Annotated in this window: 13 protein-coding genes; 7 read left to right on the top strand and 6 right to left on the bottom strand. The window is 63.4% G+C overall.

Annotated elements, in window-relative coordinates:
- The first annotated feature begins 62 nt into the window (after positions 1-62).
- The 6 genes from serS (at position 63) to BFN03_RS17185 (ending at position 4,674) form a co-directional block, all read left to right on the top strand.
- Positions 63-1,319, top strand: a complete 1,257-nt coding sequence (gene serS, locus BFN03_RS17210) for a serine--tRNA ligase (protein WP_070381027.1) — start codon at positions 63-65, stop codon at positions 1,317-1,319.
- Positions 1,320-1,409: 90 nt separating this feature from the next.
- Positions 1,410-1,592, top strand: a complete 183-nt coding sequence (locus BFN03_RS20265; RefSeq protein ID WP_084385668.1) for a (2Fe-2S)-binding protein — start codon at positions 1,410-1,412, stop codon at positions 1,590-1,592.
- A gap of 78 nt (positions 1,593-1,670) precedes the next feature.
- Positions 1,671-2,156: a bacterioferritin gene (gene bfr, locus BFN03_RS17200; protein WP_070380025.1), complete on the top strand. Its 486-nt coding sequence runs from the start codon at positions 1,671-1,673 to the stop codon at positions 2,154-2,156.
- Positions 2,157-2,312: 156 nt separating this feature from the next.
- Positions 2,313-3,068, top strand: a complete 756-nt coding sequence (locus BFN03_RS17195; RefSeq protein WP_070380024.1) for a lysophospholipid acyltransferase family protein — start codon at positions 2,313-2,315, stop codon at positions 3,066-3,068.
- 1 nt (position 3,069) lies between these two features.
- The gene (locus BFN03_RS17190) at positions 3,070-3,807 is read left to right on the top strand and encodes a lysophospholipid acyltransferase family protein (protein ID WP_070380023.1); all 738 of its coding nucleotides are present in this window, start codon (positions 3,070-3,072) and stop codon (positions 3,805-3,807) included.
- Between the two features lie 45 nt (positions 3,808-3,852).
- Positions 3,853-4,674: a Cof-type HAD-IIB family hydrolase gene (locus tag BFN03_RS17185; protein WP_084385667.1), complete on the top strand. Its 822-nt coding sequence runs from the start codon at positions 3,853-3,855 to the stop codon at positions 4,672-4,674.
- A 38-nt stretch (positions 4,675-4,712) separates the two neighbouring features.
- Here the strand turns inward: BFN03_RS17185 and BFN03_RS17180 are convergent, their stop codons facing one another.
- Positions 4,713-6,779: an N-acetylmuramoyl-L-alanine amidase gene (locus tag BFN03_RS17180; protein WP_070380022.1), complete on the bottom strand. Its 2,067-nt coding sequence runs from the start codon at positions 6,777-6,779 to the stop codon at positions 4,713-4,715.
- A gap of 235 nt (positions 6,780-7,014) precedes the next feature.
- Here BFN03_RS17180 and BFN03_RS17175 point away from each other — a divergent pair, with 235 nt between their 5' ends.
- On the top strand, positions 7,015-8,589 hold the full coding sequence (locus BFN03_RS17175; RefSeq protein ID WP_070380021.1) for a SpoIID/LytB domain-containing protein: 1,575 nt from the start codon (positions 7,015-7,017) through the stop codon (positions 8,587-8,589).
- Positions 8,590-9,598: 1,009 nt separating this feature from the next.
- On the opposite strand, the gene BFN03_RS20260 is transcribed toward BFN03_RS17175, so the two are convergent.
- The 5 genes from BFN03_RS20260 to BFN03_RS17150 all read right to left on the bottom strand — a co-directional run bounded on the left by BFN03_RS20260 (position 9,599) and on the right by BFN03_RS17150 (position 12,830).
- The gene (locus BFN03_RS20260; RefSeq protein WP_198163284.1) at positions 9,599-10,339 is read right to left on the bottom strand and encodes a hypothetical protein; all 741 of its coding nucleotides are present in this window, start codon (positions 10,337-10,339) and stop codon (positions 9,599-9,601) included.
- 2 nt (positions 10,340-10,341) lie between these two features.
- On the bottom strand, positions 10,342-10,773 hold the full coding sequence (locus tag BFN03_RS17165) for a hypothetical protein (protein ID WP_232320310.1): 432 nt from the start codon (positions 10,771-10,773) through the stop codon (positions 10,342-10,344).
- Positions 10,774-11,000: 227 nt separating this feature from the next.
- Positions 11,001-12,116 carry a WXG100 family type VII secretion target gene (locus tag BFN03_RS17160; protein ID WP_070380018.1) on the bottom strand — a complete coding sequence of 372 codons (1,116 nt, stop codon included), beginning with the start codon at positions 12,114-12,116 and terminating at the stop codon, positions 11,001-11,003.
- Positions 12,116-12,430, bottom strand: coding sequence for a hypothetical protein (locus BFN03_RS17155; RefSeq protein ID WP_070380017.1), 315 nt, complete (start codon positions 12,428-12,430; stop codon positions 12,116-12,118). The genes BFN03_RS17160 and BFN03_RS17155 overlap by 1 nt, the downstream gene beginning before the upstream one ends.
- A gap of 49 nt (positions 12,431-12,479) precedes the next feature.
- Entirely contained in the window at positions 12,480-12,830 is a 351-nt protein-coding gene (locus BFN03_RS17150) for an SAV_915 family protein (RefSeq protein WP_157109641.1), read from the bottom strand.
- Between the last annotated feature and the right edge of the window lie 91 nt (positions 12,831-12,921).

Here is a 12,921-nt window from a genome sequence, read left to right as displayed (position 1 = left end):
GAGCTTGCTCCGGACCGAAACCGGAATGAGGTTCGCGGGGGCGCCCGGTAGTGTCTGACACCGTGATTGACCTGAAGTTCCTCCGCGAGAATCCCGACGCCGTCCGCGAGTCGCAGCGCACCCGAGGCGAAGACCCCGCCCTGGTCGATTCGTTGCTCGAGGCGGACGCCGCCCGTCGTGCCGCGGTTCTGGCCGGTGACAACCTGCGTGCCGAGCAGAAGGCGTTCGGCAGGAAGGTGGGCCAGGCATCCCCCGAGGAACGCCCCGCGCTGCTCGAGGGGTCCAAGGAACTCGCGGCAAAGGTAAAGCAGGCTGAGGTTCAGCAGCACGAGGCGCAGGCCGCGCTCGATGCCGCGCACAGGGCGATCTCGAATATCGTCCAGGACGGCGCCCCGGCCGGCGGCGAGGACGACTTCATAACGCTCGAGACCGTCGGCGAGATCCCGACTTTCGACTTCGAGCCCAAGGACCACCTCGAGCTGGGCGAGTCGCTGGGCCTGATCGACATGGAGCGCGGCGCGAAGGTCTCCGGCGCCCGGTTCTACTTCCTCACCGGCTTCGGCGCGATGTTGCAGCTGGGAATGCTGCAGCTCGCTGCGCAGAAGGCGATGGCCAACGGGTTCCAGATGATGATCCCGCCCGTGCTTGTGCGTCCCGAGATCATGGCCGGTACCGGGTTCCTCGGCGCCCATTCCGACGAGATCTATCACCTCGCCGACGACGACCTGTATCTCGTCGGCACCTCCGAGGTCCCGCTGGCCGGCTATCACTCGGGCGAGATCTTGGACCTCACCGACGGGCCGAAGCGCTACGCCGGTTGGTCGACCTGCTTTCGCCGGGAGGCCGGCAGCTACGGCAAGGACACCCGCGGCATCATTCGCGTCCATCAGTTCGACAAGGTGGAGATGTTCACCTACTGCAAGCCCGAAGACGCGGACGCAGAGCACCAGCGGTTGCTGTCATGGGAGCGGGACATGCTCGCTGCCATCGACGTCCCCTACCGTGTGATCGACGTCGCAGGTGGCGACCTCGGATCGTCGGCGGCCCGCAAGTTCGACTGCGAGGCCTGGGTGCCCACTCAGCAGGCGTACCGCGAGCTCACTTCGACATCGAATTGCACAACGTTCCAGGCGCGTCGCCTCGGTGTGCGCTATCGCGACGAGAACGGAAAGCCGCAGATCGCGGCCACCCTGAACGGGACCCTGGCGACGACGCGGTGGATCGTTGCGATCCTCGAGAACCATCAGCAGTCCGATGGCACTGTCAGGGTTCCACAGGCTCTGGTGCCCTTTGTCGGTACAGATCTACTGAAGCCGTAACCTGTCCGGATTTTTGGCAAGGCTACCCTTGCGTGAACGCCGGAATAATGTAACCCTTACCTAACCAGTTTGGTTCGTGAGGAGCTCGGCATGTTCGTCTGCATCTGTAAGGCCGTTACCGAAGAAGAGGTTCAGGAACACCTGGACGACGGTGCGGACACTGCTGATGCGATCGGTGAGCGGTGCGGAGCTGGTTGGGGGTGTGGTACCTGCGTCAACCGCCTCGATGAGCTGCTGTGCGCACACGCTGTGGGTAAGCGCGAGGCAGCCTGACAACTACAAGCCTCGATCTTCTATGGATCGTGGGTGAACGCTGCTACGGTCGTATCAGTCCGACGACCGGAGGTTGTTATGCGTGGCGACGACGAGGTTATCGCTCTACTCAACGAACAGCTGACCAGTGAGCTGACCGCGATCAATCAGTACTTTCTGCACTCGAAGATGCAGGCCGACTGGGGATTCACCAAATTGGCGGCCAAGACTCGCGCCGAATCGATCGAAGAGATGGTTCATGCCGAGATCCTCACCGACCGCATCCTTCTTCTCGAGGCCCTACCGAATTACCAGAAGCTGCTTCCTCTGCGTATCGGTCAAGATTTGCGCGAGCAGTTTCACTCCGACCTGTCGATCGAGATCGAAGTAGTCGAACGCCTTCGCCCTGGAATACAGATGTGCCGGGCCAAGGGCGACGCCACGTCCGCGAAGTTGCTCGAGCAGATCCTCGCAGAGGAAGAGGAGCACATCGACTATCTAGAGACCCAGATCGAACTGCTCGACAAGATGGGTGACCAGCTCTACATGGCCCAGCTTGTCGAAGAGCCACCTACCGTCGGATAGCACCGACCTTCCGAACGGCACGCAGACGCGCCTGATGTCACATCGGTGCAGTCAGATTGAACCGATGCGACATCGGGCGGTTCTTACTGGACGTCCTACCGTTCGCTTTCCCCGGCGGTGAGTGAGGATCGCGGAGACCGGACTACGCTACCGATTGTGGAACCCGTTTACCGTACGATCATCGGCATCGCCCGCACCGTATTCGCCTTCGAGGGGCTGAAGTTCACGGTCAAGGGTGATCGGCACATTCCTGCGACCGGTGGGGCAGTGATCGCGATCAATCACACCGGCTACATGGACTTCACCTACGCGGGACTTCCGGCGCGCAGAGTCAAGCGGTATATCCGCTTCATGGCGAAGAAGGAAGTGTTCGACAACAAGGTGTCCGGCCCGATCATGCGAGCCCTCAAACACATTCCGGTAGATCGGGCGGCGGGTTCCGATTCGTATCGTGCGGCCGTCGACCGCTTGCGCCGCGGCGAACTGGTGGGGGTCTACCCGGAGGCCACGATCAGCCGGAGTTTCGAGATCAAGGCTTTCAAATCGGGTGCGGCTCGAATGGCGATCGAAGCCGACGTCCCCATCATCCCGATCGTCATCTGGGGCGCGCAGCGGGTATGGACGAAGGGATTCCCGAAGCGGCTCGGCCGCACGAACACGCCCATTTCGATCGCCGTCGGTGAGCCGATAGCGCCGTTCGAGCCCGCATCCGAGTTGACGGACAAGGTGCACACCACCATGGAAGTGATGCTTGCCGACCTTCAACGGGACTACGACCATCCGGCCGGGGCGTACTGGGTGCCCGCACGACTCGGTGGCAGTGCACCCACGCTCGAGGAAGCGAACCGGATGGACTTGGAGGAATCCGAAGCGAAGGCCCGCGCTCGGCGGTCTCGGGAGACTGGACACTGACGTGGCTGCCGAGCCCGTCTACACAGCCGTCGAGTTGACGGCCAAGGCGTTGTCGCGGTTCCAAGGTGTGAAAACGACCCGGGCGGGTCTCGAGAATATTCCGGCTGATGGTGGGGCGGTTCTCGCCGTCAACCACACCGGCTACCTGGATTTCATCCAGGTAGGGCTGGCGGTTGGCGCCGTGGGGCGCAAAATGCGGATCATGGCGAAGGCCGAACTCGCGAACAACAAGGTTCTGGGGTTCCTGATGCGTGGGTGTGGCGTCATTCCGGTCGATCGGACGGCGGGCGTCGGCGCCTACTTCGAAGCGGTGAAACGACTTCAGGGTGGCGAATTGGTCACCGTGTATCCCGAAGCCACGATCAGCCGCAGTTTCGAGATCAAGGAATTCAAGTCGGGTGCGGCTCGCATGGCGATCGACGCCGGAGTGCCGATCGTGCCCGTCATCGTGTGGGGCGCTCAGCGAATTTCGACCAAGGGACAACCCAGACACCTTGGGCGGCATCATTTTCCGGTGGCTGTGGAGGTCGGTAAGCCAATACAACCAGCGGAGCCGGCAGCCGCTCTCACGGAGGTCTTGCGCACCGAGATGATCGCGATCCTGAATCGGGTGCAGGACGATTTCGACCATCCAGTCGGGGCGCCCTGGGTGCCGCGGCGCCTCGGTGGTACCGCCCCCACGCTCTCGGAGGCCGCGGAAATGGATCGTCGAGAAGCCGAGAAGCGACGGACTTCATAGTCAGTTGTCCAGCGCATAGGCAACTCTTGCATGCAGAATTACTAAGTGATCGAAGATCGACCCAGCCTTGTAGCCTCCGATATCGACGGCACCCTGATCGGGCACGACGAACGAGTCAGTGCGCGTACGCGTGACGCCGTCGCATCGGTGGTCGCGTCTGGGACGCCTTTCGTTCTTGCGACTGGTAGGCCGCCCCGCTGGATTCATCCCGTCGTCGACGGGCTCGGCCACGCGCCGCTCGCGGTCTGCGCCAACGGCGCGATCATCTACGACAGTGACGCTGACCAGGTACTCAGTGCCGCGACTCTCGATGTCGACACGCTCGCATTGCTGTCGGAGATCACGCTGGAGGTGCTCCCGGGCGCCGGGTTCGCTGCGGAACGAGTCGGCGTCGATGCCAGTGACGCCGCAGTGCCACAGTTCGTCAGATCCCCGGCCTACGTGCATGCCTGGCTCAACCCGGACGATGAGGTGGTATCCGAGTACGAGGTCTTGGCCGCGCCGGCGGTAAAGTTGCTGATCAGGGTTCCGACGATGTCGAGTAAGGCGATGGTCGAGGCGCTCGAGCCGCACATCGGCGGGAGGGCCGACCTCACCTACTCCACCGACAACGGGCTGATCGAGTTGTCGGCGTCGGGGATCACGAAAGCGTCCGGACTCGCGATCGTTGCTGAACGGCTGGGCGTGGCTGCGACGGAGATCGTGGCGTTCGGCGACATGCCCAACGACATTCCGATGCTGAACCTCGCCGGTTGGTCAGTCGCCGTCGAGAACGCGCATCTCGAAGCCAAGGCTGCGGCCGGTGAGGTCACAACCGCCAACTGGAATGACGGAGTCGCGAAAGTGCTCGAGCGCTGGTGGTCGTGATCAGACCACCAGCGCCCTGAGGAAGTTGACCCGATCGGTCAGCCAGGGGCTACCGGTGTCGGTGAACCCGATGGAGCGACCACCGATGGGGGGACGGGTGCCGAGGCATCCGACCGGGCGCCCCCCTCGTATACCTGCTCGTAGGTGTCGTTGTATGTCTCGAGAACTTCGGTCACGGCGCCGGTGAGCTCGTTGAAGATCAGCGAACCGTTCTCGAAATCGCTGCGCATACCTCCGGGGATCGGGTATTCGTCGCTGGTAGGCAGTCCGAGCGCGCTCATATCGCTACCCAGTTCCTTCCAGGTGTTGTAGATCTCCCCGAGGACGGTCCACGCACCACCGTTCGGCGAGGTGTAGATCGCACCGTTGGTGAACAGCGCGCCCGTGTTGCCTGCTTTTGCCCGCAGAAGTCCGGTGATCGCCTGACCGAGCCTGCCCGCTTCACCACCCTCGGCGAGCCACTTCTGAACAACGGGAGAGTCGCTCAACCGGATCAGTTCGGTGACGAGTCCAGGGATGTCGTCCGGCAGACTCGAGCCGACATCGGGCACCACGGAGCCCACGGGTGGGCCCGCGGCGAGGATGGAGCTGCCGTTGCCGAGGTTGGCAGCCGCAATCTGCCGGATCTCGTTCATGTGCTGGTAGCCCACGGCGCCTGGGCAGACGGTGTAACCGACATCGCTGTGCGCGAAGATCACCGGCAAATCTATAGGCTGACCTATCGGAATTGGAGTGAACTGGGTGCCCTCGGAGTACATCCTCGTATACCCGAAGGGGTCGAGTCCGGCATTGCCGAGCTTCCAGCCCAGGAACCTGCCGACCGCGTCGATCGTGGCCTGCGGCGGAGCCACGTTGGAGAAATCGCCCAGCATGGCGACGCCGGTGGTGTTCTCGTTGAATCCGCCTGCGTGCGCGCCCCGGACCGGGAGGCCCAGGCCGCCTGCGCGCCCCTCGAAGATCTGTCCGTACCTGTCGACGAGCGCGTTGTATCCGATGTCGCACCAGCCGAGCGTCTGTGCGTGGTACGCGTAGATCCCGCGGACGATTTGCGCCGACTCGGCCGGCGAGTAGTTGTTGGTGCCTGCGGTGTGGTGCACGACTGCGCCACCGAGCGAGTTGTCGTAGGTCGGGGTCGAGCAGCGCATCGACTCGTCGGCACCCCACTGGCCTCGGCTGATGACACCGGGAGTGAGGCTGCCGAGCGAGTTGGTGATACCGGTGAGCAAGCTGTCACCAGCGCTGCTGCCGGGCGAGATGAGCACTGCGGTGACCCAATCCGCGGCCGTATCTGCCGACTGTTGCCGGAGCGGCTTGCTGACGGAAGCGGGGGTGTAGCCGAGAGGGGCAGCAGCCTCAGGCGTGGTGCCCGAGGGTGCGGTGTCCTCAGATGCTCCGGGCGCGGGTGCGGGGTCCTCTGGTGCCGCGGGTGCGGAATGCGAGTGCGCGTTCGCTAGCGCGGCTTCGGCATCGGCGGACGTGGGCGTGGGCGTCAGGACCTGGATGGCGTTGGTCTGCCCGACGTAGACGGGCTCGGTTGCGACCTTTCCGCCTGTTGCTTCCAGGCGGGCACTGTCGGTATCGGCGATCTCGGGGGTGAACCATTCGCCCCATGTTCCGTCGGGTTTCATCGCCCGGACCTTCGACTCCGCTGCTCCGACCGTTTCGGATGTCAGCGCCACCATGCTGAAGGGAGTGTCGCGGAAGACCTCCTTGACGATTGTGCCTGGTTCCTGATCGGCGGGTGGGGGCGTTGCCGGGTCGGAGACGTCGCCCAGGCCGGGGATCTCCAGTGGGATTTGCACTCCACCGGGAAGTTCCAGACTGCTCGGAATCCGGATGGACGGCGGAATCTCCAGGTTCCTCAGGTCGCCGATGTTGATGTCCGGCAAGTTCAGCCCGGTCAACTCCTTCAGCGGAATCACGACATCGGGGATCTGCTCCAGGACCACCTGTGCGATCTCGGTGGGAATCACAGTGTCAGAGGTTTCGCTCGTAGAGCTGATGACGGAGGGCCCGTTGCCGCTGTAGACCGCCATCGGACTCGCGACAGCCAGAGCGGTGACAGCCCCGAGGACGATCGAAGGCTTCGGTCGACGGTGCGGCAAGGGACTCTCCTCAGTCGATGTCTTGTGCGAGCAACCTCGCAAATACGCACTCTCTGTTGCTGATGTTGTTAGAGTGTCTCTTGTTGCACACTCCAGTCACTCTTGACACAGTAGTCCCACGAAAATCCAAATCTCAACCTTGAGTTGAGACTTTATCGGATTGTTTCGAAGCTGCCGGGTAGCGAGGCCGCATGCCTTGCCGAGGCGCTGATCCCGAGTGGTGAGGAGTGCAGTGATGGCAAGGCACGAATTCGGGGTCCGGGCGGGTAGACAGGCCCAGGCTCGGGGCAGGCGGTACATCGCGAGACCCACCCGAACACGCGGTTGGAAGAGTTCGCTGTTGCGGCTCTCGGCACTCGGAATCGCACCGGCTTTCGTCGCCGTCGCCGTGACCGGAGTGGTGGCCCAACTCCCATCTACGACACCGAAGGTTCGGGTCGTCGTTGCCTCCGATGCGCCGTTCACCATCTCAGGGCACGGCAACGGGCACGGTCGTGGAATGGGTCAGTGGGGCGCGTACGGATACGCGAAAGACCACGGATGGGGCGCCGAGCGGATCCTCGCTCACTACTACGGTGGGACCACACTCGGCACACTCGCCGACGCGCAGATCAGCGTGCGACTTCAGGCACGCGACGATCAGCCGCTCGGCGTGTATTCCGATGTCGGTGCCGTCGTCGCCGGCAGGCCCGTCGGACCTGGAGATGCCGTCCACTTGACGCCGACGACTGGGGGCGGAGCCAATGTCGTGGTCACCCGGGGTTGCGCCGGCGATGTCCTGTGGCAGGACGCAACCGACCATCCGTGGGTGGACCCTATCGACCTGGGTCCCGACCGGCCCGTGGCTGAGCACCTGAAGCTGTGTGCGGGCGACACCCCGTACCGCGGCGCGCTCGGCGCCGCACTCGACGACGGAGCCACGCGCACCGTCAACGTCCTCGCGATGGACGACTATCTCTTGGGAGTCTTGCCCCTCGAGGTGAAGGCGAACTGGGCCGACACCGGTGGGGCAGAGGCACTTCGGGCGCAGGCTGTCGCGGCCCGCTCCTATGCCGCTGCCGAGAACCGTGAGGAATACGCGAGAACCTGCGACACCAAGGACTGCCAGATATACGGAGGGTCCGCCAACGAGGACCCGCGGACGACGGACGCCGTTCGCTCCACCGAAGGCATGATCCTGACAAGGGACAACAAGGTTGTCGCCGCCGAATTCTCCTCGTCGACAGGCGGACACACTGCCGGTGGAGAATTCCCTGCCGTCGTGGATCTCGGCGATACAGCGTCGCCGTACCACGACTGGACGGTGACACTCACCGCGGGCGATATCGCCTCCGCGTTCGAAGTGGGAGAACTCGAGTCGTTCGAGGTACTCTCCCGCAACAACTTTGGAGACGAGGGTGGACGCGCCACTGCCGTGAAGGTGGTCGGGTCGGAGGGTGTAGCCGAGGTGACCGGCCTCGAAGCGCGCTCGAAACTGAACCTCCGGTCAGACTGGTTCACGGTGGGTCCCGGTGGCGGAGTGCCGGATTCGCTGGCATTGGTAGGCGGCCCGGAACCTGCTATTGCCGGGAGCGAGTACACCGGCACTGTCGGTACGACGCGAGTTTCGCCGATCGCCGAGAAGTACGAGGAGGTCGGTGGGGCAAACGGCACGCTCGGAGCTCCGGTCGGCCCCGAAATGATGTTGCCGGCCGATGCAGGAACGTTCCGCACGTACGAGGGCGGGACGATCATCTATACCGAGACATTGGGCGCGCGCGTGGTCGACGCCAACGTGCTGCGCGAATGGGTACCGGAGGAAGGGAGCTAGTACACGGCCCGCAAGCGATGGAGACACGACGGAACACGGTCATCGCTCTCCACTTCTGGGTCGGGCGACAGGACATCGTCCAAGCTTGCCAGCGATTGGCAGCGAACCCGAATCGGGAAAGGCCTGGTTAGCCTATTCGTGTCCAGGCTCCGCAGTTCATTGAGTGCAGTTCGAAATCACTATCCAGAATGGTGATCGTAATCGGACCTGCACTCGAACCACTTTGCCGAGTTTTTCCGCCGACGGTGCCGCCAAGAGTTCCGATCGGAAATCCACCATCAGAGATTATCCAAGAGCATTTTGGGTTTCCGTCGTCATCTCTGGGAACGGACAGTAGCGGACTCGTTGGTTCTGCACCGCCGTCGGTCGTCCAAGTCCCCGGCGCTACAAATGCCTGGATGCCGTTGCTGTTGGCGAGGGATGTATTGTCAGGTGAGCCATTCTTTATCACCGCATACTGGGTGGGGTTGAGGAGTCCGTTAGCGGTGGACGGAATGGTGTCAGTGTAAACGGGAAGACCTTGAGACGTCTGCGTGTCTGCGTTGGCCACACCTGTCGGTACCAACGAAAAGCTAAGGAAGGCTAGGGAAGACAGCATCAGGGATCTGCGGACAAGTTTGTTCACGAGTAATCTCCAAATTTCCGGCTAGAGGGGTACACCGAGCCGACAAGTCACCTCAATCGACTATCGATGGGCACATATTGGCCTGACAAGTTCGATGTAATTGATGTCGGTAGTCTTGCTTTCAGATCTGTCGCTCGTTCGGGCAATAGCTTGTTCACCTATGTTGCGTGCCCTCCTGCTCTCTGGCGCCGTTGAAGCATTCCAAAGATCCTGGGATTTGGGGATACCCGCGGCAGGACACAATTTCTACCTCCGGCCGGAGGCAATGTCAACGGGATCTTTTGCCGCTCCTGGTCTACAGGTGGATACACTGCGGGCGGAGAATTCCGCGGTCGAGGATCTCGGCGACACCGCGTCTCCGTCAACACGATTGGATGGTGACGCTCACCGTCGGCGACATCGCCTCCGCATTCGGGTTGGAGAGCTCGAGTCGTTCGAGGTGCTCTCCCGCAACAACTTCGGCGACGGTCGGTCCGCAGCGTCTACGGGCTCCCGGCCCAGGGAGGGCGGGATCTGCAAGACTTTGCGCGCCTTGCGGGAGATGTCGCAGTCGCCGGAGGCGACGGAGTGGAGGATGCCGTTGTAGACCAGGTCCCACATCAGCGGGTTGCTCTGGACATCTCGTAGCCCGAAGGAGTGGATCTCTCTGCCTTCGGCGGCCTGGAGGCGGAGTACTCGGTTGAGTCCGTCGACGCTGAATCGGATCCGAACCAGCTCGTAAGTGTTGACCCACTTCGGGCCTTCCTGCACCCACATGGCCCCGGCTGCCATCCACTCGTACCCGGTTCGCCAATACATTACGGCGCCGATAACGGTCAGAAGAATCCAGAATCCCCAGTCGCTGACCCAGTCGAATCCACCCACCTTGAGGGTGGCGAAGGCTGCAACGATTGCTGGCATACCGATTGTCGCTTGAATTCTGTGTTTGGGCTCGAACTGGAACCATTCCAGGGCGGGGCCGAGGTCCTCTGGGGCTAGTGGGGGCTTGGTAGGGGTCCGGTCGGTAGGGGTCGTCTCGTTGGCGGAGCTTTCCCGGCGAGGTGCGGTGGGTGGACGTGGTTCGCCGGTGAGCGGGTCGGGGACCGGGGGGAGGCGGAACTGCCCGCGCGGGAAGTAGTGGGTCATCGTCAGTCCGCTGTGTCTGCGGGCTCCCGGCCGAGGGAGGGCGGGATCTGCAGGACTTTGCGTGCCTTGTTGGAGATGTCGCAGTTGCCGGAGGCGACGGAGTGGAGGATGCCGTTGTAGACCAGGTCCCACATCAGCGGGTTGCTCTGGGCGTTGCGTAGCCCGAAGGAGTGGATTTTCCTGCCTTCGGAGTCTTCGATTCGGAGTACCCGTCGGAGTCCGTCGACGCTGAACCTGATCCGGACCAATTCATAGGTGTTGATCCAGTCCGGGCCGTCCTGGACCCACACTGAACCGGCCGCCATCCACTCGCAGCCTGTTCGCCAGTACATGAATGCGCTGATCAGCGCCATCCAGATCCAAGGAACCCAGTCACCCACCCAGTCGAATCCGCCCATCCTGAAAGTGACAAACGCCGCAAAGAGAACTGGCATGAGGACTGCCGCTTGCGCTCTGTGCCTTTTTGCGAACTGTGACCACTCGAGTGCGGGGCCGAGGTCCTCGGGGGTGGATGGGGGATTTCTCGGGGTTCGGTCGGCGGGAGTTGTCTCGTACGCGGAGCTTTCCCGGCGCGGTGCCGTGGGTGGTCGGGGTTCGCCGGTCTGTCGGTCGGGGACCGGGGGGAGGCGGAACTGTGGGCGGGGGAAGTAGTGAGTCATCGTCAGTCCACCAAGTATTCGATGAGTTCGCCGACGCCGTAGCTGACCAGTACGCCTGCCCCGACCGCGGCGATGGTCGCGGGGCCGCCTGCGGCGCTGGCCAGGAGCAGGCTGGTTGCGGCGGTTCCCGCCAGGAAGCCGCCAGCGTCCTTCGCGACGATCTTGGCCACGTCGCCGCCGCCCTCAGCGCTCTGAAGGTCGACGTAGATTTGTCCACTGGTCAAAACCACCCCGGCCGCAGGGATCTTGGATATGAGCGGGGACACGTTCTTGGGGACAATCCCGGCATCAAAGATCTGGGCGACCCGACTCCCGGCCTGCCCCGCGATCAGCCTGGAGTTCTGAGCGGCGAATCTCGCGGCGTCGTCGGCGGCGGTCCCGAATGTGGTGGCTGCGTTCGTAGCAGCGACTCGCATCGAGTCGGTGGTGGCCTCGGCCGCAATCGTTCGGAACGTCTGTACCTGGGCGGCGCGGGTCCTAGCGGCCTCACCCCACTTGTCGGCCTCCTGGACCGCCGCACCCACGTAGCCGATCCCCGCGCCCGCCGCCATCCACGGGGCCGAACCCTTCAAACGATCGAGCCAGTCATCTTCGCCGCTTTCGTTCGTTCCCCTGAAGGCCATGCGGAGGTCTTCGTGGGCGAGTCGCTCCTTCTCCCTTACCTCGGCCACCATGACGAGGGCATCCTCGTACGCGGCGACCTGATTCGCCTGCTTGGCGAGCTGGTCGGCAGTCCACACACCCGGAGGTAGCTGGTCGGGGTCGCCGATCCAGTCGGGAAAGCACACGTCCGGGCCTACCTGCAAGCCGCTTTCGAGGGCGAAGGCCGCAGCCTGCGTCATTCGTTGTTTGACCGTGCTCATCTCGTCGGCGAAAGCCCGCAGAGCCTTGGCCAGGTCTTCTGCCCGGTCGGCGACGTCGGTCGTCGCCGTCCTGAGCTTCTCGACTGCGGTGCGGAAATTGTCACCTGCCTTGCCTTGCCAGTCCTCCTCGGACCGATCCCGGGCACGGCGGAATTCTCGTGCGGCATCGTCGGCGCCCTCGGCGAGTTGGCCGAGGGCGATCGCGCACTCGATGCAAGACTCGGGATCGGCGTCGACATAGACGTAGATGGGCATCAGCGCGTTCCCCCGCCCGACGTCTCGGGGATATGTTCGCCGACGCCGGACAGCTGCCGGCTGTTCGCCTGGTCGGTGGCGGCGTAGTTGGCGTCGGAGGCCTGCACAGCATCGGCAGCATTCGCCGACGCCTGCGCCACGAACGACATCGCCTGCGCCAGTTCCACGAGCGCGTCACCGACCAGTGCGGTCGACGGCCCCGCGTTCGGCACATTCGGAGCCTTCACGCCCAGTTCCTCCACCTCCTCGGCGTTGCGCGCCAGAATCTGCGCGGTGTCATTGAGGTGCTCGACCTTCACGCTGTCCCCGCTCACCGGACTCTTCCCCCTCGTCTGTTCATCGGTGTCTCGTCATCCGAACGGCTTACTCGAATGGTTTTTGCAGGAACGACATCGGAATATGACTGCCGGGTTCTTCATCGCCCGGGTCACGCGGCACGGACTCTCGTCGCGCGCCTGGCGGCATTTCGCCGTCGAGCAGAACCACGTCATAGCCCGTCGAGCGTTTGATCTCGCCCATGCCGTCGGCATTGACGGCTCCCCACGGCTGGCCCGCTCCGCAACACCTGGCCAATTCGGCGGGGGAGGTGTAGGCGGGCAGCGCCAACCTGCCGTCCGGAAGGGTTCTCAGCTCCAGCTGCACCTGGCCGGACCCACTGCGAGGCAGGGTCGGTACATATAGCAAGCCACCGGTACGTCGCGACTGGTCAACCATCGATCCCCCCAAGCTGGTCACTACGTGGCGAGTACCTTAACTTCGTTCTCGGCTTACGACTGGCACCGGGTGGGAACGGATCGCGGCGACA

Origin of the sequence: Rhodococcus sp. WMMA185 (genome assembly GCF_001767395.1) — a bacterium.
In the GTDB taxonomy this organism is placed as follows: domain Bacteria; phylum Actinomycetota; class Actinomycetes; order Mycobacteriales; family Mycobacteriaceae; genus Rhodococcus_F.
The sequence above is the reverse complement of the archived record's forward strand: the minus strand, read 5'-3'. Positions and strand labels throughout refer to the sequence as shown.

Coding starts and splice junctions, on each gene's coding strand:
- BFN03_RS17150 (WP_157109641.1), bottom strand. CDS start 12,830: ATGGTTGACCAGTCGCGACGTACCGGTGGCTTGCTATATGTACCGACC.
- bfr (WP_070380025.1), top strand. CDS start 1,671: ATGCGTGGCGACGACGAGGTTATCGCTCTACTCAACGAACAGCTGACC.
- BFN03_RS20265 (WP_084385668.1), top strand. CDS start 1,410: ATGTTCGTCTGCATCTGTAAGGCCGTTACCGAAGAAGAGGTTCAGGAA.
- BFN03_RS17165 (WP_232320310.1), bottom strand. CDS start 10,773: ATGCCAGTTCTCTTTGCGGCGTTTGTCACTTTCAGGATGGGCGGATTC.
- BFN03_RS17175 (WP_070380021.1), top strand. CDS start 7,015: ATGGCAAGGCACGAATTCGGGGTCCGGGCGGGTAGACAGGCCCAGGCT.
- BFN03_RS17160 (WP_070380018.1), bottom strand. CDS start 12,116: ATGCCCATCTACGTCTATGTCGACGCCGATCCCGAGTCTTGCATCGAG.
- BFN03_RS20260 (WP_198163284.1), bottom strand. CDS start 10,339: ATGACCCACTACTTCCCGCGCGGGCAGTTCCGCCTCCCCCCGGTCCCC.